This is a genomic window from Rhodococcus sp. 06-418-5 (assembly GCF_002258285.1).
Taxonomy (GTDB): Bacteria; Actinomycetota; Actinomycetes; order Mycobacteriales; family Mycobacteriaceae; genus Rhodococcoides.
In genome coordinates, this window is record NZ_NOYE01000002.1 from 73,835 (window position 1) to 97,344 (window position 23,510).

A 23,510-nucleotide genomic window follows, 5' to 3' on the forward strand; every position below is an offset into this window, starting at 1 on the left:
AGTTCCATTCACATGCGGCGCCAGCCGCTCTATCGCACCGCGCTGGTGCCGGTGAGCGCCTGTCCGATCACGAGCTGATGAACCTCGGACGTGCCCTCGTAGGTGAGGACCGATTCGAGGTTGTTGGCGTGTCGTAGCACGGGGTATTCCAGCGTGATTCCGTTGGCGGCCAGGATCGTTCGGCATTCACGAGCAATCTTGATCGCTTCGCGCACGTTGTTGAGCTTGCCGAGGGACACTCGCTCACCCGGTAGCTGACCCTTGTCCTTCAGTCGGCCCAGGTGCAGCGCGAGCAGCTGACCCTTGCCGAGTTCGAGGGCCATGTTGGCGAGCTTGGCCTGGGTGAGTTGGTACCCGGCCAGCGGCTTGTCGAACACCGCGCGGGTCTTCGAGTACTCGATCGCCGACTCGATGCAATCCCGCGCCGCGCCCATGGCACCGAAGACGATGCCGAAGCGGGCCTCGTTCAGGCAACTCAACGGGCCGCTCAGGCCGCGGGCTTCGGGCAGCATCGCGTCGGCAGGAAGCCGGACGTCGTCGAACACCAACTCGCCGGTGATCGACGCGCGGAGCGAGAGCTTCTTCTTGACCGTGTTGGCGGTGAATCCGGGGGTGTCCGTGGGGACGACGAAACCCCTGACCTTGTCGTCGGTCTGGGCCCACACGACGGCGACGTCGGCGACCGGCCCGTTGGTGATCCACATCTTGCTGCCGTTGAGGATCCAGTCGTCACCGTCGCGCTTGGCGCGGGTGAGCATGCCTCCTGGGTTCGATCCGAAGTCGGCCTCGGTGAGCCCGAAGCAACCGATCAGCGATCCCTCGGCCATGCCCGGTAGCCATTGCTGCTTCTGCTCCTCGGAGCCGTACTTCCAGATGGCGAACATCGCGAGTGAGCCCTGCACCGAGACCAGCGATCGAATGCCGGAGTCGATCGCCTCGAGCTCGAGGCAGGCCAGGCCGTACGCCGTCGCGGAGGTTCCGGCGCAGCCGTAGCCCTCGAGATGCATGCCCAGCAACCCGAGCGAGCCCAGTTCCTTGGCCAGTTCACGGGCCGGCACAGTGCCTTCGTCGAACCAGTCGGCGATGTGTGGACGGATGCGCTCGTTGCCGAACTTGCGGACGGTGTCTCGGATCTGACGCTCCTCGTCGTCGAGGAGTGAATCGATCGCGAACAGTTCGTCGACGCTCTGGGAGTTGGCCACGGTGCCTCTTTCCGCTGGGGGTTGTCTTCGCAGGTTACCCACGACCCCGCCGGGCGACGCAGGCCGATTAGGGTGGAGGGCATGAGTGAGCAGCGCAGCAAGGCAGACAACACCTCCTGGCAGGGCTTTTCCACGAAGGCGGTGCACGCAGGCTACGAGCCGGATCCGCTGACCGGCGCGGTGAACGTGCCGATCTACGCCAGCTCCACCTTCGCTCAGGACGGCGTCGGCGGTATGCGCAGCGGTTTCGAGTACGCGCGCACCGGCAACCCGACGCGTCGGCCGCTCGAAGCCAACCTGGCGGCCATCGAGTCCGGCACCTACGGGCGCGCGTTCTCCTCGGGCATGGCGGCGACGGACTGCCTGCTCCGCTCGGCGCTTCGCCCCGGTGACCACCTCGTCATCCCCAACGACGCCTACGGCGGCACGTACCGATTGATCGACAAGGTCTTCACCCAGTGGGGCATCGAGTACTCGGTGGCTGCGGTGTCGGATGTCGACGAGGTCCGTGCGGCGATGCGCCCGAACACCAAGCTGGTCTGGGTCGAGACGCCCACCAACCCGTTGCTCAACGTCGGTGACATCGAGGCGCTCTCGGGCGTCGCGCACGAGGGCGGGGCCAAGCTGGTCGTCGACAACACGTTCGCGTCCCCGTACCTGCAGCAGCCCCTGAGCCTCGGTGCCGACGTGGTGCTGCACTCGACCACCAAGTACATCGGCGGACACTCCGATGTCGTCGGCGGCGCGCTGGTGACCGACAGCGAAGAGCTCGATACGGCGTTCGCGTTCCTGCAGAATGGCGCGGGCGGTGTTCCGGGACCGTTCGACGCGTTCCTGACCTTGCGGGGCATCAAGACTCTCGCGCTGCGGATGGAGCGACACAGCGACAACGCCGAGAAGATCGTGGAATTCCTCGAGGGGCATCCGGCCATTTCGCAGGTCATCTATCCCGGACTCGAATCGCACCCGTCTCATGCGGTCGCGGCCAAGCAGATGCGACGGTTCGGCGGCATGGTGTCGGTGCGGCTGGCCGGCGGCAAGCAGGCTGCACTCGACTTCTGCGCGAAGACCGAGATCTTCACCTTGGCGGAGTCCCTGGGCGGCGTCGAGTCGCTGATCGAACATCCCGGCGCGATGACCCACGCTTCGACGGCCGGTTCGTTGCTCGAGGTACCCGACGATCTCGTGCGGCTGTCGGTCGGCATCGAGGACGGTGCCGACCTGGTCGGCGACGTCGAGCAAGCATTGGCATGATCGTCGCACTGATCGACTCGGGCCTGGGGATGCTCCCTACGGCTGCGCGGCTTCGCCAGGTGCGTCCCGAGCTCGATCTGGTGCTGATGATGGATCCCGACAACGCTCCCTGGGGACCCAGACCGGATCGGTGGGTGATCGACCGGGTGGTCGCCACCGCCGAGCACGCCGTCGATCTCGGTGCCGAGGTGGTCGTGCTTCCGTGCAACACCGCCAGCGTGACGGCGCTGAGCCACGTTCGGGCCGCGCTCGGTGACACGATCCCGGTGGTGGGTACCGTCCCGGCGATCAAACCCGCTGCGGCGCAGAGTGATCGGATTGCGATCTGGGCAACGGCAGCAACGACGGCCAGTGCCTATCAAGCGCGGTTGATCGAGGAGTTCGCCTCGCATCGGACGGTGACGAGCGTGGCGTGCCACGGTCTGGCGGATTCGATCGACCGCGGAGACGAGCGGGGGATCAGCGCTGCGATCGCCGCCGCCGTGGCTGCCACGCCCGACGACGTCCAGTCGGTCGTGCTGGGGTGCACGCACTACCCGCTGGTGCGGGGCGAGATCGTTGCGCAGCTGCCCACCGAGGTGACGATGTTCGACAGCGCCGAGGCCGTGGCCAATCAGACCGTCCGACGCGTCGACGAGGTCGGCTCGAGCGGTTCGGGTACCGGCCGCGTCTCGGTGTGGCTCAGCGGAATCGAGGGCGGGTTGCCTGCGAGCGCGCAGCGGTATCCCGAAGGAAAGCTGCTACTCGACGACCTGCGAGCAGAGCAGCACTGACCCGTCGGGGAATGCAGGACGCTCCCGAGCGTTGTCTTTCACTGAGCTAACGGTCACTGCGGTGAAGGGAAACACATGGTCGGCGTCGAAGTGCGCGGTAGTGCCGGAAGGACCGCGGCGAGGATGCCGCATCGATACGCCTTCTGGGTGGTGGGCGTTGCCTTCATCGTGCTGATGGCGTCGTCGGCAGCACCGTCTCCGCTGTATCCGGTGTACCAGCAGTCGTGGGGATTCAGCGCGATCACACTCACGCTCATCTTCGCCGTCTACGCGGTGGCGCTCCTGGCGACGCTGCTCACCGTCGGCAGCCTGTCGGACCACATCGGTCGTAAGCCGATTCTGATTGCGTCGCTGCTGATGCTCGTGGTGAGCCTGGTGCTGTTCATCGTCTCCGACAGCGTGCCGCTCCTCATCGCCGCTCGGGTGGTGCAGGGGATTGCTGCAGGCGCGGCCACGGGTGCGATGAGTGCGGCCATCATCGATCTCCAGCCCGACGTGTCCACCGGGCCGCTGCTCAACAGCGTGGCACCTTCGTTCGGTCTGGCGGCCGGGGCGCTCGGTGCCGGGTTGCTGGTGCAGTTGGCTCCGGCACCGGAGATCCTCGTGTTCGTTCTGTTGATCGGCGCGGCGCTCGTCCTCGCGGTGGCGCTGCTGTTCGTCCCCGAGACATCGGCGTTGCGCGGCTTCGATTCCCGACGCCACCTCGCGTCGACCCTGCTGCCGAGAATGTCGATCCCGAAATCGGTGCGGGCACCGTTCCTTCTCATCGCTCCCGCCCTGTTCGCCACGTGGTCTCTCGGTGGTTTCCACCTCTCGCTCGGTCCGTCCATCATCGGCACTGTCTTCGGTGTCGACAACCACATCGTGGGCGGATTGGAGATCTTCGCATTGTTCGGTTCCGGTTCGATAGCAGCTGCCGTGGTGCGCAACGGATTTCCTCGCAGGGTGATGATGATCGGCGCGTCCGTGCTTGCGATCGGTGTGGCGCTGACCTTGGTATCGGTCGAGATCGGCTCGATCGGGCTGTACTTCGTCGGGGCTGTCATCGCCGGGTCGGGTTGGGGAGCAACTTTTCTCGGCGCGATGCGCACGCTCGGTGCCCTGGTTCCCGCAGCGGAGCGAGGCGGGGTGTTCGCCACGACGTTCGTCATCAGCTACCTCGCCTTCAGCGTGCCCGCCGTGGTCGCCGGTCTGTCGGTGCATCGGCTGGGGTTGAGCACGACGGTGGAGGTGTACGGCGCGTTCGTCATCGCGATGGCGTTGTTCTCGGTTCTCGGATTCTCGCTGGCGCAGCGCCGAGATCGGTAGTGCGCCAGAGTCTGTGGTTCTTCCTGTGCCGAGGGTGAGCGAGTACTCCTACCCGATCGGGTAGTTCGGTCGGGTCGTTGGCAGGGTTCCCGCCTCGAGGTGTTCCCAACGCGGTGTGCGGCGGTGGAGTGTGGTCATCAGTGAGACGCCGATCACAGCAGAAGGCGTCTTGTCACTCACACTCACCGAGGAGACACCGATGGTTATCGAGCTCAATCAGATCTGGGAATTCCCCATCAAGGAGTTTCATCCGCTGCCGCGCGCCAAGCTGGGAGTCGGTGCCCACGACATGATCGGTGTCGAGGCCAAGGAACTCGGGTTCAAGCGCTCGCTGCTCGTCACGACCGGTCTGCGCGGTTCCGGAATCATCGAGGAACTGATCGGCAAGATCGAGTACCAGGGCGTCGAGGTGGTCCTCTACGACAAGGTCGAGTCCAATCCCAAGGACTACAACGTCATGGACGGTGCCGCGCTGTACCAGAAGGAGAAGTGCGACAGCGTCATCTCCGTCGGTGGTGGTTCGAGCCACGACGCGGCCAAGGGCATTCGCGTCGTCGTCGCGCACGACGGACGCAACATCAACGAGTTCGAGGGATTCTCCAAGTCCACCAACAAGCAGAATCCACCTCACATCGCCGTATCGACCACGGCAGGAACGGGTTCGGAGACGTCCTGGGCCTACGTCATCACCGACACCTCGGACATGGAGAAGCCGCACAAGTGGCTGGCGTTCGACGAAGCGTCGACACCGACTCTGGCACTGGACGATCCGCTGCTCTACTACACCTGCCCGCAGCAGTGGACCGCGTTCTGCGGCTTCGACGTTCTCGCCCACGGTGCCGAGCCGTACGTCTCGCGTCTCGATTTCGCGCCGTCGCTCGGCAACGCCATCTACTCGATCGGCCTGGTGTCCAAGCACCTTCGTGAAGCGGTGTACGACCCGGGCAACCTGAAAGCTCGCGAGGGCATGATGAACGCCCAGTACATCGCCACGCAGGCGTTCAACTCCGGCGGACTCGGTGTCATCCACTCGATCTCGCACGCGATCAGCGCGTTCTACGACAGCGCTCACGGCCTCAACAACGCCATCGCTCTGCCGCGCGTGTGGGAGTACAACCTGCCCTCACGCTACGAGCGTTACGCCGAGATCGCCGTGGCCATGGGCGTCGATACCAAGAACATGACCACCGTGCAGGCGGCCGATGCTGCCGTCGAAGCCGCCATCAGGCTCGCCAAGGACGTCGGAATTCCCGACAACTTCGGCTCCATCCGTTCGGCGACGTACGACAAGAACCGGATGAACACCGGCAAGTACGCGGGCAAGGGCGACGTGATCAAGGGCGACGAGAAGTCGGTGCTGAAGATCTCCGAGCACATCCAGGAGGACTGGTGCACCCCGGGCAACCCCCGTGAGGTGACCGTGGAGTCGATGATCCCCGTCGTCTCGCACGCGATCAACGAGTCGTACTGATGCTGCGCAGTGGTGCGGTTATGTGCCCCGGGCGGCGCATAACCGCACCACTGCGGCTCCGCCGCACCACGAAGGGAAACACATGACCTCGCTGTCGACAGTGCGTAGCGACGACACCGGCACCGTTCGATTCACCGACGCCGCCGATCTGCAGCGCGCGCTCGGTGAGCAGGACTACATCGCCGACGACGACCTCGCCACCGTGGTACATCTGGCGACAGCGCTCGATCGCCCACTGTTGCTCGAAGGCCCTGCGGGCGTGGGCAAGACCGAGTTGGCCAAGTCTCTCGCTGCGGCGAGCGGACGGAAGCTGGTTCGGTTGCAGTGCTACGAGGGCCTCGACGACAACCGAGCCCTCTACGAGTGGGACTACGCCAAGCAATTGCTGCACGTGCAGATGCTGCGCGAACACATCGGCGCGCTCACCCAGCACGTCACCGATATCGACGACGCATCGAAGCTGCTCGCCGCCAAGGACTTCGGCCTGTACTCCGAGCCCTTCCTCGCCGTACGCCCATTGCTCGAGTCGGTGCTGTCAGAGGAGCCGGTGGTGCTGCTGGTCGACGAGGTCGATCGCACCGAGGAGTCGATGGAGGCACTGTTGCTCGAAGTGCTCGCCGAGAAGCAGGTGACGATCCCCGAGGTCGGCACCTTCACGGCGCGTAGCGATCCGTGGGTGATATTGACCTCCAACGACACTCGTGAGCTGTCCTCGGCGCTCAAGCGACGCTGCCTGCACTTCCATCTCGATTACCCGACGGCTGCGCGGGAGCGCGAGATCATCACCGCTCGTGCGCCCGAGGTGCCCGCGCACATCGTGGCCGAGATCGTCGATTTGGCAACCGAACTGCGCGAACTACCGCTGCGCAAGAGCCCGTCGATCTCGGAAGTGATCGACGCGGCTCGTATCGCGTCGGTTCTCGGACACTCCGAGGACACCCGCAAGTATCTGCTCGCCGCGCTGGTCAAGTACTCCTCGGACATGAAGATCGCCTTGGCCGGACCGGTTTCCGAAAAACACTCTGCCGCAACGTCACTGGGAACGATCGTCAACACGACCGCGACGGCCTTTCGCGGACACGGTGGACGCGACAAGGGCGGCATCGGAATACGACGATGACCGGGCACGAATCGTTCTCGGCATCGGTGGTGCTCGACGTGCTTGCGGCTGTCTTCGGCCGGACGCTGCGGCGCTTCGGAGTAGCGGCGTCGCCGGCCGAGGTGATCGAGGTACGACGCGTCCTCGGTCTCCTCGGGGGCCGGGACCTCACGATTCTGCGTGCGGCCCTGCGCGCGACGTGCGCCAAGTACGACCACGAACAGCACGGATTCGATCTCGCGTTCGAGTCGATGTTCGAGGCCGCCATCGACAGTGCCGTGGACGAGCATCGATCGCCGTTGGGTGCGCAGGTCGCCGGCGGACTTCCGACGGACCTCGAGGTGGGAGCGGACCACGAGGCCGCCAAGTACGCCGAGTACAACGAACGGGCCGTGGAGATCGGGGATCTGCTCGACGCGCCCGAAGCCGACAAGGGCTTCAACCCGCACAAGGACGACGACGACATCAGCCTGTCGTCCGAGGATCACGATCTGTCGATCGACACCGACGGCGACATGGGCCGTCGCGGGGTCACCTACACCGTCGACCTGGAGCGGTCCGGATCGACGGCGGCAGGAGAGTTGGCGTCGAGTACCAGCGGAGCGGTTGCGGGACAGCTGAATTGGGAAGATCCAGCGAGCGTGCTGGCGTGGTTCGACGCCTACGATCCGCGGAGCGTCTACGGCGACGGCGGTGATTCGGGTCCGCTGAGTGCCGCGATGCTGGATCGGATCACCGATGCCGTCGAGGCTTTCGTCGCGGCGTTGGGTGAGCTGACCGGCACCATGCCCTCACCGATACCGATCGACGGTGCGGCGCAGGTGATCGGCAGGCACGCCGAGATCGAGCGCGCGAGTCACGAACTGCTGCGGCACATGCGCGGCACCGCGCGACCGCGGCCGCGCGAGCACTCGCGCGGGCCGCTGGACATGAGGCGCACCGTCCGGTCGAGTCTGCGAACCGACGGAATTCCGTTTCGCTTGGTGACGAAGACACCGGTACCGGACAAGGTCCGACTCCTCGTGCTCGCCGACGTTTCGCTGTCGGTTCGGCCGATCACAGCGTTCACCCTGCGCCTGGCACAGGCCATGCATGCGCGCGCGCACCGATGCACGGTGATGGGGTTCGTCGATGCGCCGGTGGACGTGACGACCACCTTGCTCGCCAGTACGGGGGACGGCGCGCTGGCGGCGGTGCTCGCGGATGCGCGTCTGGACCTCGAAGCCAGTAGCGACTACGGCAGCATGTTCGCCGCTCTGTTGGACTCGCATGCCGACGTGCTGAACAAGCGCACCGCGGTGATCATCGTCGGCGACGGCCGGTGCAACGGCCGCCCGTCGGGACTCGATGCGCTGGAAAGGATTCGGTCCAAGGTGCACCGCGTCGCGTGGATCACCCCCGAGGCGCGCCGCTACTGGGCTCAGGCTGCGTGTTCGATGGAGGACTACGAGCAGGTCTGCGACCGGGTCGTGGTGGCGAGGGACGGGGACCAGCTGACGGCGCAGGCGGCCGAACTGGGGCATGCGCTGTCCTGAGCAGACCCCGACCCTGACCGTCGGGGTTCGGGTACCTACCCGATCGGGTAGGTGGGAACCTGGTCCGGTGCTGGTGGGATTCGACGAGCCCCCCTCGTAGGGTTGTAACCTGAATCACATGCCCGGATGTCTCGGGCCGATGGACAGCGAGGGTGTGAACGGTGGACCAGGCAGCTACTGCGAACGTAGGCAAGGCGCTGCACGACCTCGATGATCGACGCAGCCGCCCGGAGGCACCGCGCGTGCTCAAGTTCCACGCCCCGGAGATCGTGTTCGGTCAGGATTCGTTGGGTGAAGTGGCGCACGCGACGCTTCGGCTGGGCGGAGTGCGTCCGCTCGTGGTCACCGATGCCGGTCTGATCGACAGCGGGTGGGCGGGTCAGCTGATCGATCTGCTCACCGCACAGGGCCTGTCTCCCCAGGTGTGGAGCGAGCTGACGCCCAATCCCAAGGATGTCGAGATCGAAGCCGGATATGCGGTCTACACCGAGTCGGTCTGCGATGTGCTGGTGGCCATCGGCGGGGGATCGGTGATGGATGCGGCCAAAGGCATTGCGATCCTGGCCGGTAACGGCGGCAGAATCCTCGACTACGAAGGTGTCGATCAGGCCACGCGCCCGATTCCACCCTTGGTCATGGTGCCGACGACGTCCGGTACGGGTGCCGACGTGTCCCAGTTCTGCATCGTCACCGATACGGCGCGCTCGACGAAGATCACCATTCTCGGCAGAGCTCTGGTCCCCGATATCACCGTGATCGACCCGCGGCTGCTCACCACGATGCCCGAATGGCTCAACGCAGCAACGGGTTTGGATGCCCTGACTCACGGTATCGAGGCCTTCGTCTCGCTCGGACACAACCAACTCACCGATCACCATGCGCTACGGGCCATCACCATGGTGATGTCGCAGCTGGCACGCACCATCGACGAACCCGCCGACATGGTTGCACGCGGATCGATGGCCCAGGCGAGCCTCGAAGCCGGCCTGGCTTTCACCAACGCGATCCTCGGTGCAACGCATGCCATGAGCCATCAGGTGGGTGGACTGCTCGACCTGCCGCACGGTGTGATCAACGGCGTACTGCTGCCTCATGTCATTCGCTTCAATGCAGCCGAGGATCCGCTGCCGTACGTGGCCATCGCGACGAGCCTCGGACTTCCCGAGGGCAGAGCCCGGCCGGAGGAGGCCGCGATGGCCGTGGCAGACCGCGTCGACCGCCTCGCGCGACAGGTCGGTGTCCCGTCCGGCCTCGCACAGATCGGTGTCAGTGAGTCGGATCTCGATGTGTTGGCCACCAACGCCTTACACGATGCCTGCATGTCCACCAATCCGCGCTCCGCGACGCACCTCGAGATGGTCGAACTGTTCCGGAGTGCGCTGTGACGTCGGGACCCGATGTGACGTCCGGACCCGACCTGTCGCTACTGACGGGACTGCGCTCGGGCAAGAACACGTTCTACCCCCAGTATCGCGGCGCGGCCGAACGGCTCGAACGCGTCGTCTATGCGCTGGAACTGATTTCGCGGGCGCTGGTGCGGACGGTCGACGGCCCCGAGACGCTCGTGTGCGCGGTCGCGGAAGCAGCTCGTGCTCATCTGAGCGCACAGTGGGTCGTGTTCGCGCTCGCCGACGGTGCACTCCCCGATGCCGGTCCCCGGCGACTGGTGCTCGGACCGGACGCCACGCCGTTCCTTGTCGACAACGTCGAGGGTCCGCCGCTGCCGGACGACGTCATCGACTGCCTCGAGTCGATTCGGACGTCCACGTGCGGTGACGGGCAGACTCCGGTCATCTCGGCCCATCACGCTTTCGTGCCGATCGCGTTCGACGGTGGCGTCGTCGGCGCGTTCGCGGCGTGGACCGGCGACCACCGGGTGCTCGACGCGACCGACGCGGCTGTGTTGAGCATTCTGGCGAGTCAAACGGCTGTGGCACTGCAGAATTCGGCTCTGTTCCAGAGTCGTCGACAGCTGCTGGAACGCACCGAGAACGCGTACGCGCAGGCCCACCGCACAGCAGCGGATCTGGCGGCCCGCAACGCCGAACTCGAGGTGACTCAGCGGCAGCTGGGCGCCGCGCATCGACATCAGGTGCTCGACGACGAACGCCATCGCATCGCCCGCGAACTGCACGACAGCGTGACGCAGGCGGTGTTGTCGGCGGGTATGCAGATCGAGGTGTGCCGCAGCGACATTCCGGCCGAGGAACGCGGTGAACGGCTCGATCTGGCCAAGGAGTTGACGCGTCGAGCCGTCGAACAGTTGCGGTCTGCGATCTATGCGCTCAACCATCCGCAGGATGCCGATCGAACGTCCCTGCCCGAGATGCTCGAGCAACTGTCGGTGGTACACATGCCCGACGAGTTGCAGGTGTCGTTGCGAGTGGAGGGAACTCCGGTCGAGCTGAGCGGCGAATGCGAGCACGCTCTGCTGCGCATCGCCGGTGAGGCACTGTTCAACACCGCGGTGCACGCCCATGCGTCGCGGGCAATTCTGAGACTGACCTACTCGCCCGATCAGGTGCAGTTGTCGATCGCCGACGACGGGGACGGCGATCCGGCCCATCTGCGGATGATGCTGCATCTGTCCGAGTCCACCGACGTCGACGGCAGGCATCGAGGGTTGGCGAACATGGCGGCCCGGACCCGCGAGCACGGTGGCGTCTTCGAGATCAGGCGTGCCCGTACCGGAGGAGTGCGAGTGACCGTGCGAATCCCCCTCGGGAGCGATCCCCTCGGCAGTACATCGGAGAAGGGCGACACCCTGTGAGCGTACCGACGATCCGCGACGGCCAAGGGCATGTGGCTGCACCCACGGTGCGCATCGTGCTGGTCGACGATCACGCGATCCTGCGCGAAGGGCTACGGTCGGTGCTCGAACGCGAGGCGGATCTGACGATCGTGGGGGAGGCGTCGACGCGGGAGGAGGGACTGGCCGTCGTCGCGCGGGTGGAGCCCGACATCGTGCTGATGGATCTCAAGCTGTCGGCCAGTTCGGATTACGAGGGTCTTGCCTTGTGTGCGCAGTTGGCGAAGGCGCACAACGGAATCGGACTGCTGGTGCTCACGACCTTCCTCGACGACCGGCTCGTGGTGGAGGCCGTGCATGCGGGAGCGCGGGGATATGTCGTCAAGGACGTCGACACCACCGAGTTGGTACGCGCGATCCGTGCGGTCTCGCGCGGCGAGAGTGCCTTCGACTCGCGGAGCGCCTCGGCTGTCGTTCGCTCTCTCAACGGCACACCGAGCAGCATCGAGCGCTTGACCGAGCGCGAACTCGAGGTCCTCAGGCTGCTCGCGACGGGCCTGTCCAACAACATGATCGGGGCGCGCCTGTTCATCTCGGCGACGACGGTCAAATTCCACGTCAGCAACATCATGCGCAAGCTCGCGGTGTCCAGACGAGCCGAGGCCGTGTACGCGGCGAGTAAGCAAGGCTTGATCTGACTGCAGAGCCTTCGGGCGCAGAGTGCAAAGTAGACGGCGCTCGGTGTCCTGTCGAGAGCGTCTGGGCGGTGCAGGCTTCGGATAACACATACCAGTGATATCCATGCCGAGGAGCACCCCATGACGACTGTTCAAGAAGGCACACGCCAAGACGACGCTCCCGCAGACCGCCCCGCGGAGCTCACCGTTCTCGGAGCCTGCGGCCAGGACTGTCCGGATTCGTGCTCGATGGTGGTCACCGTCGCGGACGGTGTGGCGACCAGCGTCAGCGGTAGCAAGACCAACCCGTACACCAACGGTGGATTGTGCGTGAAGGTGGACAACTACCTGGACAAGGTCTACAGCCCCGATCGAGTTCTGTACCCGCTCAAGCGATCCGGACCCAAAGGCTCCGGTCGCTTCGAGCGAATCTCGTGGGACGAGGCCGTTGCGACCATAGCGGAGAAGTTCACCGCCATCGCCGAGGAATTCGGCCCGGAAGCGATCATGCCGTGCAACTACCTCGGCACCCAGGGGATCACGCAGGGGCTCAACGTCGGCGACGCATTCTTCAACCGTCTCGGGGCAACCGTTGCCGAGCGCACCTACTGCGACGCAGGGTCGTGCACTGCGTACGCGATGACGGTCGGCGATACGGCGGGCGTCGACCCGGAAAGCTTCGTCCATTCGAAGTTCATTCTGATCTGGGCGTCGAACATCATGAGCACCAACCTGCACCTGTGGCCGTATGTGGCCGAGGCCAAGAAGCGCGGGGCCAAGGTCGTCGTGATCGACCCGGTCAAAACGAGGACCGCTAAGGCTGCGAGTTGGTACATCCCGATCCGGCCGGGCACCGACGGCGCGCTCGCGCTGGCGATGATGCACGTCATCATCGACGAGGGGTTGACGGACGCGGACTACATCGAGCGTCACACCATCGGTTTCGACGAGCTGGCCGAGCGGGTGAAGCAGTACACCCCGCAGTGGGCATCGGAGGAGACGGGCATCCCCGTCGAGGACATCTACACCCTGGCGCGGGAATACGCGCAGAGCCAGCCGGCCGTGATTCGCATCGGTGTCGCGATCGAACGGAGCGCCGGCGGCGGTCAGAGCGTCCGAGCCATTTCCTGCCTGCCGTCCTTGGTGGGTGCCTGGCGCAAGCCAGGCGGCGGAATCCTGCAGCTACCCCTGTGGGCTTTCCCGGTGAACTGGCCCGAGTTCCTGCAGACGGATCTGCAGACGCCAGGCACGCGGGTGATCAATCTGTATCAACTCGGCGAAGCGCTGACCGGCGGGCTAAATCTGGACACGCCCCTCAAGGCCCTGATGGTCTACAACTCGAATCCGGTGGTGGTGTGCCCCGATCAGAAACGGATGATCGACGGGCTCAGCCGCGAGGATCTGTTCACCGTCGTCAGTGACCATTTCATCACCGACACAGCCGATTACGCGGACATCATCCTGCCGGCGACCACACAGCTCGAGCAGGACGACATCAACTTCTCGTGGGGGCACCTGTTCGTCACCTACAACAATCGGTCGATCGAGCCGATGGGAGAAGCGGTCCCCAACACCGAGCTCTTCCGTCGACTGGCCAAGGCCATGGGCTTCACCGAGCCGGTGTTCTCCCGAACCGACGAGGAACTCATAGCCCTCTCGTACGACTGGAATGCGCCTGCCATGGAGGGCATCTCGATCGACTCGCTCAAACAGCTCGGGTGGCAGCGGCTCAATCTTCCCGGTCACGACGAGTACGCCCCCCACGCCGAGGGCAATTTCCGGACGCCGTCCGGCAAGACCGAGTTCCTGTCCTCGGCAGCGGCGGGCGGCAACTTCGTTCTGCCCCTCTTCCGGCAGGGATCGAACGATCACCAGCCGGGCCAACCGGTGGATCCGCTTCCGCACTACATTGCGCCGCGCGAATCGTCTCGCACCAACCCAGAACTGGCGCAGAAGTATCCGCTCAACCTGCTGACGCCCAAGTCGCACGCCTACCTGAATTCGAGCTTCGGAAATCTCGACATGCATCGCAAGGTGCAGAAGGAGCCGACCCTGCTGATCAACCCAGCCGACGCCGAGCGGCGGGGTGTCGCCTCCGGTGATGTGGTTCGAGTGTTCAACGACCGCGGTGAGTTCACCGTCCTGGCCAAGCTGGACAAGTCGGTCATGGAGGGCGTGACGGTGTGCGCGATGGGCGCGTGGCGCAAGAACATGCTCTCCCTCTCGACCCCGGCCTCGCTCAACCCCACGGCATTCGCGGACCTCGGGAATGCCCCGACGTTCTCGGACACTCTGGTCGACGTGCGACCGCTCGACGCCTGACAACACCTTCCCTACTACGAGAACGAGGATTTCGAGATGGCCTACGTCGTCACCGAACCGTGCATCGACCTGCTGGACAAGGCATGCACCGAGGAGTGCCCCGTCGACTGCATCTACGAGGGTGCTCGGATGATGTACATCAATCCCGACGAGTGCGTCGACTGCGGCAAATGCATGCCCGCGTGCCCCAACGACGCGATCTTCTGGGAACACAAGATCCCGGACGAGCAGAAGCGGTTCGTCGACATCGCAGTGGAGTTCTGCGAGGATGCCGATGCGTCGGGTGGCGCGGAGGATCTCGGTCCGGTCGGACACGACCACCCGGCGATCGACGAAGTGGCGAAGAAGTGAGTGACGCAACCGATTTCGAGTGTGACCTGATCATCGTCGGCGCGGGCCCGGCCGGCCTCTACGGTGCGTACTACGCGGGCTTTCGTGGGCTGACGGTCACCGTCGTCGATGCCTTACCGCATCCCGGTGGTCAGCTGGCCGCGCTGTACCCGGAGAAGAAGATCTTCGACGTCGCCGGCTTTCCGGCAATCAAGGCGCAGCATCTGGTCGACGCCTTGGTGGAGCAGGCAGAGCAGGCGAAACCGACGTATCTGATGGGACACGTCGCGACCGAGCTCGAAGAATCCGAGGAGGCCGTCCGGATCACGACGGACAAGGGTGTCACCGTCGTCGGGAAGGCGGTTCTGGTGGCAGCGGGGATCGGCAAATTCACGCCGAGACCGCTGCCGACGGGTTCGGAGTTCCACGATCGTGGGCTTCGCTACTTCGTGCCGAGACTGAACGAGTTGGCCGGCGAACACGTGATGATCGTCGGGGGCGGTGATTCGGCGGTGGACTGGGCTCTGAGTTTGGAGCCGATCGCGAAGTCGGTGGTATTGGTGCACCGCCGCAACGAGTTTCGGGCTCATGCTCACAGCTTGGGACTGTTGGAGCGGTCGAGTGTCGATGTACTCACCCCGTACGAGGTCGAGGAGATCGCGGGCTCGGACGCCGTCGAATCGGTGACGATCGTCGACGGAGACGGAACCGAACGCCGTCGACTCGCAGTGTCGAGTGTCGTTGCCGCACTGGGCTTCAAAGCGGCATTGGGTCCCATCGGGACGTGGGGTCTGGACAAGCACCAGCGCGATATCGCCGTCGACCGGACGATGCGGACCAATCGTCGGCGAGTATTCGCGGTGGGTGATGTTGCCGGACACCAGGACAAGGTCAAGCTGATCGCGGTCGGATTCGCCGAGGCCGCCACGGCGGTCAACCACATCGCACCACTCGTCGACGGTTCGGCACCGATCGTTCCGGGCCATTCGAGCGACTCGATCCACTGACTCGAGTCGCTCGTCGCGTCAGTACCTCTGTTCTCGGTCGGTCGGCCGTGTCGAGCGCGTCACCGCACGCGGGTCGTCCGACCGGGCACAGACGCTGGCGCGGTACTGCCGCGGACTCATGCCGTACTGCTCACGAAAGGCGCGGCTGAAGACGGCGAGGTCCGCGAAGCCCCATCTCCGGCTGATCTGCCCGAGCGACTTGTCCAGAGTGATGCTGCCGACGATCTCGCGGCGGCAGCGCTCGAGCCGTTTGGTTCTGATGGTGCGGGCCACCGTCGTGCCGCTCGAGGCGAACACACGATGCAACTGTCGCGTCGAGACCAACATCGCCGACGCCACCGAGGTGGGTGAAAGCTCGGTATCTGCGAGGTGGTCCTCGATGTACCGCTGCGCTGACCGAACCAGAGCTGCGCTGGGCGAGTCGACGGTCGAGTTCGTGGTGGTGTTGCGGGCGATCACGCTGACGAGATCGCCGACCTCGTCCGCTATCGCCTGCGCTCCGGTGATGTCCAGTGACGAGCGCGTCGAACTCAGATCGTGAAGAAACCGGCCCAGTAGCCCACTGAATCCGGCGGATCCGTCGAATGCCATCGCCGTCATGTCGCTGGACTCACGGGCGTCGAGCCGAAGCATGTGACGGGGCCAGGTGAAGACCTCCAGTTCCCATTGATCGTCGTCGGGGTGGCCGTCGATGATCCAGTCGAACGGGCGTGAGGTGTCGTAGATCGCGAAGTCGCCCCGCGTCAGAGTGCATTCGCGGCCGTCCTGCACGACGATGGCCGAGCCGCGTCTGATCATTCCGATCTGGACGTACTCGATGCGATCCCGATCGATCAACGAGTCGGTACGCGCGATGTGCTGCGTGGTGGATCTGACACTCGAAACCTGAAGGTGTGCAAGCGACATCGACCGGACGGCCCCGGTGAATCGGCTGTCGGCCACGTCCGCGACGTCCAGTGCGACGAAATGCTCGCTGAGCATGTCGCACCAGTCACTGCGGCTGGTCGTCCGAGTCGGGATCGAGAATCCGGATCTGGACAGCATGGGAACCCCTTTTCGTCGAAGCCCACCGTCGTCGGTCCTGGTGACCGTGTCGTCACTGCGATGCAGGAGCTTTGTTCGAGGTTAGCGCGCAATGTTTCCGGTTGATTCGCTGTTCGTAACATTGCCGGAAAGTCCGATCCGGACGGCGTGGCGAGGTCTCTGCAGGTCAACTAACGGTCGCTGGCGGTCAAGTGCACTGCACCGCTCTGGACCAAGCTGGAACCGAATTCGACGAAAGGGGTGCACCATGGGCGACGTCGACACAGTCGTGCAGCTGGACGGGAACGACAGTGAATCCTGCGCAAGCGGGGTGCGAGTCGCAGTCACCTCCGACGCGTTGTCGGTCGAGGCGGCGACCGCCTGGGCCACCATGCCCCAGTGCGGGGCCGTTGTCACCTTCACCGGGGTTGTGCGCGAGTATTCGAGGGACTCCGCAGGTCGAAGGACCGACGGGGTCGTGTCGATCGACTATCAGTCCTACGAGTCGGTCGCGCGCGGACGCCTGTTCGAGATTGCCGAGACGGCGCAACAGCGTTGGCCCGACATCGGCCGTATCGCCCTGCTGCACCGGACCGGATCCGTCGCGGTGGGTGAAGCGAGTGTCCTGGTCTGTGTGTCCGCGGGTCATCGCGTCGCCGCGTTTCTGGCGGCTCAGTTCTGCATCGACATCGTCAAGGCGTCCGTTCCGGTGTGGAAGCTCGAACAGCGGGACGCCGCGCAATCCTGGGTGGAGACCGGTGTGCAGATCGAGAACGTCCACCATGCAGCCTCGCAGTGGTCGCCGCTCACCTGCGGTGCCGCCTCGTGAGGGATGTCGTGACCGACGCGAGAGACGTTCGGGGCCGGCCACTTCGGGACCTGCGTATTTCCGTCACCGACCGGTGCAACTTCCGGTGCGTCTATTGCATGCCGCGGTCCGAATTCGGTCCCGACCACGAATTCTTGAAGACCGCGAAACTGCTGTCGTTCGAGGAGATCGACAGAGTCGCCCGAGCTGCTGCCGACATCGGTATTCGCAAGGTGCGCCTGACCGGTGGAGAACCGCTGCTGCGAACCGGAATTGTCTCCCTCGTCGAGCGACTGAGCGCCATCGACGGTATCGATCTGGCGATGACCACCAACGGTTCTCTGCTCGGCGCACATGCTGCGAAGTTGGTCGACGCGGGGTTGGGGCGGGTGACCGTCAGCCTCGATTCGACGGATCCGGCAACGTTTGCTCGCATGAGTGACACTCGGGTGCCCGTGCAGACGGTACTCGACGGTATCGACGCGGCGGTGGACGCGGGCATGTCTCCGGTGAAGGTCAATGTCGTGGTGCGTCGCGGGGTGAACGAGGATTCGATTCTGACTCTGGCGGAGCGGTTCAAGGGCACCGGCGTCGTGGTGCGCTTCATCGAGTACATGGACGTCGGTGCTACGAATCGGTGGGAGTTGTCCCAGGTCATGGACGTGCAAGCGATCGTGGAGACGATCGGCCGCGTCCACCCGCTGGTGCGGGTCGAGGCGGTGTACGACGGTGAGGTGGCGACTCGATATCGATACCTCGACGGCAGTGGAGAGATCGGCGTGATCGGGTCGGTGTCCGAGCCGTTCTGCGGAACGTGCACGCGCGCGAGGCTGTCTGCCGACGGCAAGGTGTACACCTGTCTGTTCTCGTCGACCGGAACGGACCTGCGCGCGTTGGTGCGCTCGGGGGCGTCGCAGGACGAACTCGTATCCCGCCTCACGGCGTTGTGGGTGCGACGGGACGATCGGTACTCGGAACTTCGAGCGGAAACGAACGAGGATCCGGTGCGAGATCGGATCGAAATGTCCTACATCGGTGGATGATCGAAGGGGGCTGATCGTATGGCCGAGTTGGTGATGTTCGCTGCGGCACGACAGATTGCCGGGGAGGCGTCGAACAGCATGTCGGGATCGACCGTCAGAGAGGTGCTCGATACTGCGGTTGAACGATACGGTGCGTCGTTCGCGGAGGTATTGGCGGTGTCGCGCATCTGGATCAATGGACGATCGCTGGCACGCGACGAGGATTCGCCGTGCTCCGATAGGGACGAGATCGCGGTCCTGCCTCCGATCTCCGGCGGATGATGTCGACGACAGTGGACAGCGTCCAGGTCCATCTCCGAACGGTGGACCAACACCGCTGCGCGATAAGAAAACTGGGAGTATCGGCGTCGGTGCGTTCGGTGCCGATCGGCAATGCGGTAGGGGCAACGCTCGCCGAGGATGTCGTTGCCGACCACGCACTGCCGGCCTTCGACAATTCGGCGGTCGACGGATTCGCCGTTCGCGCTGCCGATGTCGTCGGTCCGGAACATCTGCCCGTACGTCTGCTCGTCTCCGCGCGCAGTGTCGCAGGTGGACAACCGGCACCGCTGCACCTTCATCCGGGTGAGTCGGTACAGGTCATGACCGGTGCCGCAGTTCCGTACGGCGCAGACATGGTGATTCCGGTCGAGGGAACCAGCGGGTTCGTCGAGACATTCGGTATCGAGGAGGTGACGATCCACTCGGTCGGCTCGAAGAGCAACATCCGCAGTCGTGCCTCGGACTTCGAGGTCGGCGACGTCGCCGTCCGGGCAGGCACGTCGGTCACGTCGGCACAGGTCGGTGTTCTGGCGGCGCTCGGTCGCACCCATGTGCTGATCGAGTCGGCTCCGATCGTGGCGGTGCTGTCGACAGGATCCGAGGTTCGGCCGGTCGGGACCGAACTCGCACGCGGCGAGTGTTACGACGCGAACTCGGCGATGATCGTCGCGGATCTGCTTCGGTGCGGTGCCGACGTTCACCTCGAACCGGCCGTCGCCGACGACGTCGATGAGTGTCGGGCGGCACTGGCCCGATGCGCGGCGGTTGCCGACCTCGTCGTCACGACCGGTGGGATCAGCGCGGGCACCGAGGAGGTGATCCGGCTTGCGCTTGCAGACCAGGACGTCGAATTCGTCTCGGTTGCAGTCAAACCGGGCAAACCGCAGGCGTGCGGAAAGGTCGAGGGAACTCCGATCGTCTGTCTGCCCGGAAACCCTGTCAGCGCGTTGATCTCGTACGAACTGTTCGTCCGGCCGATCATCGTTGCGGCACTGCGAAACCCGCGAGCAGAGCGAACGATCAGAACGGTCAGGGTAGCGGGGGAGGCCGTTTCTGCCTCACCGGTACCCCGGGTCATGCTGGGCATCGTCGACGGTGAAGGGGCCAGAATCATCCGATCGCATTCTGTCGGTGCGCTCGCCGACGCCAACTGTGTGATCGTGATCCCGCCCTCCGACGGCGACCTCGGGCCGTCCGGTGAGTACCCCGCGTGGATGCTCGACTCTCTCGCCTCGTCGCGGCGAGGCACGTGCATCTGAAGATCCGAGAAATTCTCTCGGCGCACCACTCGTCGATGTGAGGAGAGTGGACGCATTTCGTAACGCAAACGCCTCGGATGGCTTACGCCAAGGGCCTACCGTTGGTGCACTCGAACCTATCGCGGAGTGCATCATGACGTCATTTTGGACAACCCGGGGACTCGGCCCTGCCGATCAGATGAGCTACTGGGCCGACGTCCTGTGTCAGGCATTCACCCCACTGGCACCGTGGCGATCCCGCGATCACGTCGAACGCAGTTCGTCCCGGTCCGGACTGCCCGGGTGGGTGCGCTCTGCGGCTGTCGGAGGTGGCAATGCCGCGGAGATCGCCTCCTGCACCCAGCGAATCGACCACGGAAAGCGCGAAGTCGCCCGCGCGGACGAGGACGTCGTCTTCGTCAACCTCCAACTGGATGGGCACTGTACGACCACTCAGGACGGGCGGCAGTGCACCGTCTCCCGAGGCGACTTCGCCGTCGTCGATTCGACCCGCCCGTACCGCCTCGAGTTCGTCGAACCGGGCAATGACGAACTGTGGCGGGTCCTGTCGTTCCGTCTGCCACGGCCATTGCTGGCAGACGTCGTCGCACCGTCGGCGGGGACCACTGCTCGGCGCTTTTCGAGCTCGTCGGGCTCGGCTCGTTTGCTCGGCTCGCTGATGGTGGAAACCTGGCGGAGCGATTCCTCACTGCACCCCACCGAGCGGCAGATGATCGGTGCCGCCCATGTCGATCTGCTTCGCGCGGTGCTGGGAGCAACGGCCGAGCGGGACACCGCGTGCTCGTTGCAGACCGACGAAGCACTCCGGGTGTCCGCGGTTCGGTTCATCGACTCCCGGCTTCCCTTCGGCCGAGTTCCCGCCACCGAGGCAGCCCGCCACGTAGGGGTATCGGTTCGCACTCTCCATGCACTGTTCGAGAGGGCGGGAACGACTTTCGGTGCCGTGGTACGTGAGCATCGAGTCGAGGCGTGTCGTCGTGAGCTTGCCGATTCGCGCGACGATCGGTCGATCGGAACGATCGCAGCGGCGTGGGGATTCTCGGATTCGGCGCACCTGGCCAAGTCGTTTCGATCGCACTTCGGATGCAGTCCGGTCGAATACCGAGCGTCGATGAAGACCAGGGAACTGCCGCAGCTGGTGCAGCGGTAGCGAAACGTTCTGTCCGAGTGTGCAGAACGGTACCGATCACGGCGCAGTCCGGTACAAGACCAGGACGACTCACCCGATGAAACTGGTGTGCAGGGCAGCGTCGCCCGATTCCGTTCTTCACCCCACCAGGACAGACATCGAGGAGTCCCACATGACCCTGAGTTTCGAGCTCAGCCCCGAGCAGATGGCCGTGCGCATGCAGGCGCGGCAAGTGGCAGACGAGATCCTGAGCGAAGTAGCAGCCGTCATTTCGCCCTTGCCCCGGCCGGAGGATCGCTTCTACGCATTGCAGCCGGTCTACAAGCAGCTGGCCGGGCTCGGATTCGTCAAGGGACTGGTTCCCGATCAATACGGCGGCGCGTACTTCGACAATCTGACGTTCGCCCTTGCGGCCGAGGAACTCGCTCGGGTCGACATCAACACTCCGACAGCGTTGCTCGGCACCGGATTGGGACTGAATCCGATCATCAATTTCGGCACCGAGGAACAGAAGAATCGCTGGCTCCCGCTGTTCTGCGACGGCGAGCCTCGGCTGGCTGCGATCGCATACACCGAGGTGACCGGTGGGGCCAACTACGACTCGGAGGACCCGACCGTCGGAATTCGGACCTTCGCGCGACGCGAAGGCGACGAGTGGGTCATCAACGGTGCCAAGCACTACACCACCAATGCTTCGGGCTGGGACGGTCAGGGTGCCGACCTGATCAGCGTGGTGTGCCGCACCGATCCTGCGCTCCCGCCGTCGGAGTCGCTCGCGGTCATCGTCGTGGAGAAGGGGACGCCGGGGGTCGAGATCACCGACATGATCGACACCATCGGACACCGCGCCACCAACTCGCCGCGAGTCGAATTCCGCGACGTGCGAGTGCCGGTCGGCAACCTCATCGGTAAGCCGGGCGACGGGTTGGACATCGTCGCCACCGCCTTCTCCTGGACCTGCTCGTCCATCGCCGCCGCGTGCGTGGGCAGGATGAGGGCTGCATTCGACTACTCTCTGCAGTTCGCCAAGACCGACCACCGGTCCGGTCCGGTACCCGTCATCGAGTACCAGAACGCGGGATACATGTTGGTGGACATCAAGACTCGGATCGAGGCGGTCCGCTACTTCGCATGGAAGGCTGCCGATCACTTCGATCGCACCGGTGGACGCGACCGTGAATTGGCCAACGAAGCAAAGATATTCGCGTCCGAGACGGCCGTGCAGGTGGTGTACGACGCCATGCGTCTCGTCGGCGTCGATGCGTACACGAACCTGACCCCGATCGCTGCGATCATGGAAGACGTCCTCTGCTTCCCGGTGTACGACGGCGGAAACATGGGCGTTCGCCGGCGCAACGTCCACAATCTGCTCAAGGCAGACGGATTCGACTCACTCGCCGCAGCGGAGAATCGACTGTCGGTACCCGAGCACGCCTAGGCCGATGGCGCTCGTGGTGTCAGGATTCGATCGATCCTGACACCACGAACGGGCTCGCGCGCCGATCTGGCTCGTACTCACTGGCGAAAGTGCAACGAGACCAATGGTTCTCGGTCGTTTGGTCGGATGATTCTAAGAATGTCGCGATGCTGACCGATTGTCGGGTCGTCACGGACCGTGAGGTAGTCGGGCACGTGCGGCAGCACGTCTTCGACGCTGCGCTGGACGATATGGCCGCGGGTTCGAGACGGAGAGATCTACGACATGTACGCATTCGGCTCGCGTACCCGGTACACCGGGCTGCTGACTTCTTGTTCTGCACGGCAGACGTGGTACCCGTCGGCAAGGATGTTCCACACGTCGACGTTTCCAGGGTCATCGCGCGGCGATTCAACGACCGTTACGGCGCATTGTTGGAGAAACCGCACGCCCTTCTGACGTCGAGACATCTCCTATGGTCGGGCTCCACAAGGCCAGGGTATCGGCACTGCTCACTGTGGTCGGCACCGCACGACCGCGGCTCAGATCACGACATTCTGAGTTCGAGCTCGGCTGATTTGTGCTGGTCGGGTGGTGAGCACGAGCTGCCGAGTCTGCGCTTTCGTTTCTTGTCGGTGGTCCGGGTTAGTCTTCTTTCAGTTCGAACGCACGTTCTGAAACGTTGCTCACCGGGGGGTGAAAGATGGGCGCTGTACCGACCGTCTCACTGGAGGCGTTGACCGATGCCGCGCGTGCGGAGAATCGGCAGGCCGCCCGCAAGATCAACGCCTGTTACGAGGTCCATCGGAGCTGGATCACCCACGACATCAAATACAAGCATTA

General features: G+C 64.6%; 21 protein-coding genes. 19 read left to right on the forward strand and 2 right to left on the reverse strand.

Going from position 1 to position 23,510, the window contains the following annotated elements; genetic code table 11:
• Window positions 1-29 precede the first annotated feature (29 nt).
• Complete coding sequence (locus CH274_RS00370) at window positions 30-1,202, reverse strand: acyl-CoA dehydrogenase family protein (protein ID WP_094645418.1); 1,173 nt, start codon at window positions 1,200-1,202, stop codon at window positions 30-32.
• Window positions 1,203-1,283: 81 nt separating this feature from the next.
• Between CH274_RS00370 and CH274_RS00375 the strand changes: the two genes are divergently transcribed.
• The 12 genes from CH274_RS00375 to CH274_RS00430 all read left to right on the forward strand — a co-directional run bounded on the left by CH274_RS00375 (window position 1,284) and on the right by CH274_RS00430 (window position 15,727).
• Complete coding sequence (locus CH274_RS00375; RefSeq protein WP_032397583.1) at window positions 1,284-2,456, forward strand: cystathionine gamma-synthase; 1,173 nt, start codon at window positions 1,284-1,286, stop codon at window positions 2,454-2,456.
• On the forward strand, window positions 2,453-3,229 hold the full coding sequence (locus CH274_RS00380) for a glutamate racemase (RefSeq protein ID WP_094656493.1): 777 nt from the start codon (window positions 2,453-2,455) through the stop codon (window positions 3,227-3,229). The genes CH274_RS00375 and CH274_RS00380 overlap by 4 nt, the downstream gene beginning before the upstream one ends.
• A 123-nt stretch (window positions 3,230-3,352) precedes the next feature.
• Window positions 3,353-4,537: an MFS transporter gene (locus CH274_RS00385; protein ID WP_094632323.1), complete on the forward strand. Its 1,185-nt coding sequence runs from the start codon at window positions 3,353-3,355 to the stop codon at window positions 4,535-4,537.
• 199 nt (window positions 4,538-4,736) lie between these two features.
• Entirely contained in the window at window positions 4,737-6,008 is a 1,272-nt protein-coding gene (gene mdo, locus CH274_RS00390) for an NDMA-dependent methanol dehydrogenase (RefSeq protein WP_032376592.1), read from the forward strand.
• Window positions 6,009-6,090: 82 nt separating this feature from the next.
• Window positions 6,091-7,128, forward strand: coding sequence for a MadB family AAA-type ATPase (locus tag CH274_RS00395; RefSeq protein WP_094656494.1), 1,038 nt, complete (start codon window positions 6,091-6,093; stop codon window positions 7,126-7,128).
• Window positions 7,125-8,642: a MadC family VWA domain-containing protein gene (gene madC, locus CH274_RS00400; RefSeq protein ID WP_094656495.1), complete on the forward strand. Its 1,518-nt coding sequence runs from the start codon at window positions 7,125-7,127 to the stop codon at window positions 8,640-8,642. Before CH274_RS00395 ends, madC begins: the two co-directional genes overlap by 4 nt.
• A gap of 197 nt (window positions 8,643-8,839) precedes the next feature.
• A complete protein-coding gene (locus CH274_RS00405; protein WP_256993437.1) occupies window positions 8,840-10,027 on the forward strand; it encodes an iron-containing alcohol dehydrogenase in 1,188 nt (395 codons plus the stop codon).
• The gene (locus CH274_RS00410) at window positions 10,024-11,412 is read left to right on the forward strand and encodes a MadS family sensor histidine kinase (protein ID WP_179275605.1); all 1,389 of its coding nucleotides are present in this window, start codon (window positions 10,024-10,026) and stop codon (window positions 11,410-11,412) included. The genes CH274_RS00405 and CH274_RS00410 overlap by 4 nt, the downstream gene beginning before the upstream one ends.
• On the forward strand, window positions 11,409-12,089 hold the full coding sequence (locus tag CH274_RS00415; RefSeq protein WP_303396071.1) for a MadR family response regulator transcription factor: 681 nt from the start codon (window positions 11,409-11,411) through the stop codon (window positions 12,087-12,089). Before CH274_RS00410 ends, CH274_RS00415 begins: the two co-directional genes overlap by 4 nt.
• Window positions 12,090-12,209: 120 nt before the next feature.
• Window positions 12,210-14,390, forward strand: a complete 2,181-nt coding sequence (locus CH274_RS00420) for a molybdopterin-containing oxidoreductase family protein (RefSeq protein WP_094656497.1) — start codon at window positions 12,210-12,212, stop codon at window positions 14,388-14,390.
• Between the two features lie 36 nt (window positions 14,391-14,426).
• Window positions 14,427-14,741, forward strand: coding sequence for a ferredoxin (gene fdxA / locus CH274_RS29455; RefSeq protein WP_032397576.1), 315 nt, complete (start codon window positions 14,427-14,429; stop codon window positions 14,739-14,741).
• Entirely contained in the window at window positions 14,738-15,727 is a 990-nt protein-coding gene (locus CH274_RS00430) for an NAD(P)/FAD-dependent oxidoreductase (protein WP_217901438.1), read from the forward strand. Before fdxA ends, CH274_RS00430 begins: the two co-directional genes overlap by 4 nt.
• An 18-nt stretch (window positions 15,728-15,745) precedes the next feature.
• On the opposite strand, the gene CH274_RS00435 is transcribed toward CH274_RS00430, so the two are convergent.
• Window positions 15,746-16,771 (reverse strand): helix-turn-helix domain-containing protein, encoded by a 1,026-nt coding sequence (locus tag CH274_RS00435; RefSeq protein ID WP_082322636.1) that lies wholly within the window; start codon window positions 16,769-16,771, stop codon window positions 15,746-15,748.
• 247 nt (window positions 16,772-17,018) lie between these two features.
• Here CH274_RS00435 and CH274_RS00440 point away from each other — a divergent pair, with 247 nt between their 5' ends.
• The 7 genes from CH274_RS00440 (at window position 17,019) to CH274_RS28800 (ending at window position 23,407) form a co-directional block, all read left to right on the forward strand.
• Window positions 17,019-17,579, forward strand: a complete 561-nt coding sequence (locus CH274_RS00440; protein ID WP_179275606.1) for a molybdenum cofactor biosynthesis protein MoaE — start codon at window positions 17,019-17,021, stop codon at window positions 17,577-17,579.
• Between the two features lie 8 nt (window positions 17,580-17,587).
• Entirely contained in the window at window positions 17,588-18,601 is a 1,014-nt protein-coding gene (gene moaA / locus CH274_RS00445) for a GTP 3',8-cyclase MoaA (RefSeq protein WP_143546507.1), read from the forward strand.
• Window positions 18,602-18,619: 18 nt separating this feature from the next.
• On the forward strand, window positions 18,620-18,862 hold the full coding sequence (locus CH274_RS00450) for a MoaD/ThiS family protein (RefSeq protein ID WP_045196011.1): 243 nt from the start codon (window positions 18,620-18,622) through the stop codon (window positions 18,860-18,862).
• The gene (locus tag CH274_RS00455; RefSeq protein ID WP_256993439.1) at window positions 18,862-20,121 is read left to right on the forward strand and encodes a molybdopterin molybdotransferase MoeA; all 1,260 of its coding nucleotides are present in this window, start codon (window positions 18,862-18,864) and stop codon (window positions 20,119-20,121) included. The genes CH274_RS00450 and CH274_RS00455 overlap by 1 nt, the downstream gene beginning before the upstream one ends.
• A 133-nt stretch (window positions 20,122-20,254) precedes the next feature.
• The gene (locus tag CH274_RS00460) at window positions 20,255-21,271 is read left to right on the forward strand and encodes a helix-turn-helix domain-containing protein (RefSeq protein WP_094656501.1); all 1,017 of its coding nucleotides are present in this window, start codon (window positions 20,255-20,257) and stop codon (window positions 21,269-21,271) included.
• Window positions 21,272-21,422: 151 nt separating this feature from the next.
• On the forward strand, window positions 21,423-22,688 hold the full coding sequence (locus CH274_RS00465; protein ID WP_094656507.1) for an acyl-CoA dehydrogenase family protein: 1,266 nt from the start codon (window positions 21,423-21,425) through the stop codon (window positions 22,686-22,688).
• Window positions 22,689-22,918: 230 nt separating this feature from the next.
• The gene (locus tag CH274_RS28800; RefSeq protein WP_256993440.1) at window positions 22,919-23,407 is read left to right on the forward strand and encodes a hypothetical protein; all 489 of its coding nucleotides are present in this window, start codon (window positions 22,919-22,921) and stop codon (window positions 23,405-23,407) included.
• Window positions 23,408-23,510: the final 103 nt, after the last annotated feature.

Excerpts from the sequence above, each read along its gene's own strand:
- mdo (WP_032376592.1), top strand. The coding sequence starts at position 4,737 with ATGGTTATCGAGCTCAATCAGATCTGGGAATTCCCCATCAAGGAGTTT.
- CH274_RS00380 (WP_094656493.1), top strand. The coding sequence starts at position 2,453 with ATGATCGTCGCACTGATCGACTCGGGCCTGGGGATGCTCCCTACGGCT.
- CH274_RS00440 (WP_179275606.1), top strand. The coding sequence starts at position 17,019 with ATGGGCGACGTCGACACAGTCGTGCAGCTGGACGGGAACGACAGTGAA.
- CH274_RS28800 (WP_256993440.1), top strand. The coding sequence starts at position 22,919 with ATGGCCGCGGGTTCGAGACGGAGAGATCTACGACATGTACGCATTCGG.
- CH274_RS00395 (WP_094656494.1), top strand. The coding sequence starts at position 6,091 with ATGACCTCGCTGTCGACAGTGCGTAGCGACGACACCGGCACCGTTCGA.
- CH274_RS00375 (WP_032397583.1), top strand. The coding sequence starts at position 1,284 with ATGAGTGAGCAGCGCAGCAAGGCAGACAACACCTCCTGGCAGGGCTTT.
- fdxA (WP_032397576.1), top strand. The coding sequence starts at position 14,427 with ATGGCCTACGTCGTCACCGAACCGTGCATCGACCTGCTGGACAAGGCA.
- CH274_RS00385 (WP_094632323.1), top strand. The coding sequence starts at position 3,353 with ATGCCGCATCGATACGCCTTCTGGGTGGTGGGCGTTGCCTTCATCGTG.
- CH274_RS00435 (WP_082322636.1), bottom strand. The coding sequence starts at position 16,771 with ATGCTGTCCAGATCCGGATTCTCGATCCCGACTCGGACGACCAGCCGC.
- CH274_RS00465 (WP_094656507.1), top strand. The coding sequence starts at position 21,423 with ATGACCCTGAGTTTCGAGCTCAGCCCCGAGCAGATGGCCGTGCGCATG.
- CH274_RS00460 (WP_094656501.1), top strand. The coding sequence starts at position 20,255 with ATGACGTCATTTTGGACAACCCGGGGACTCGGCCCTGCCGATCAGATG.
- madC (WP_094656495.1), top strand. The coding sequence starts at position 7,125 with ATGACCGGGCACGAATCGTTCTCGGCATCGGTGGTGCTCGACGTGCTT.
- CH274_RS00420 (WP_094656497.1), top strand. The coding sequence starts at position 12,210 with ATGACGACTGTTCAAGAAGGCACACGCCAAGACGACGCTCCCGCAGAC.
- CH274_RS00450 (WP_045196011.1), top strand. The coding sequence starts at position 18,620 with ATGGCCGAGTTGGTGATGTTCGCTGCGGCACGACAGATTGCCGGGGAG.
- CH274_RS00455 (WP_256993439.1), top strand. The coding sequence starts at position 18,862 with ATGTCGACGACAGTGGACAGCGTCCAGGTCCATCTCCGAACGGTGGAC.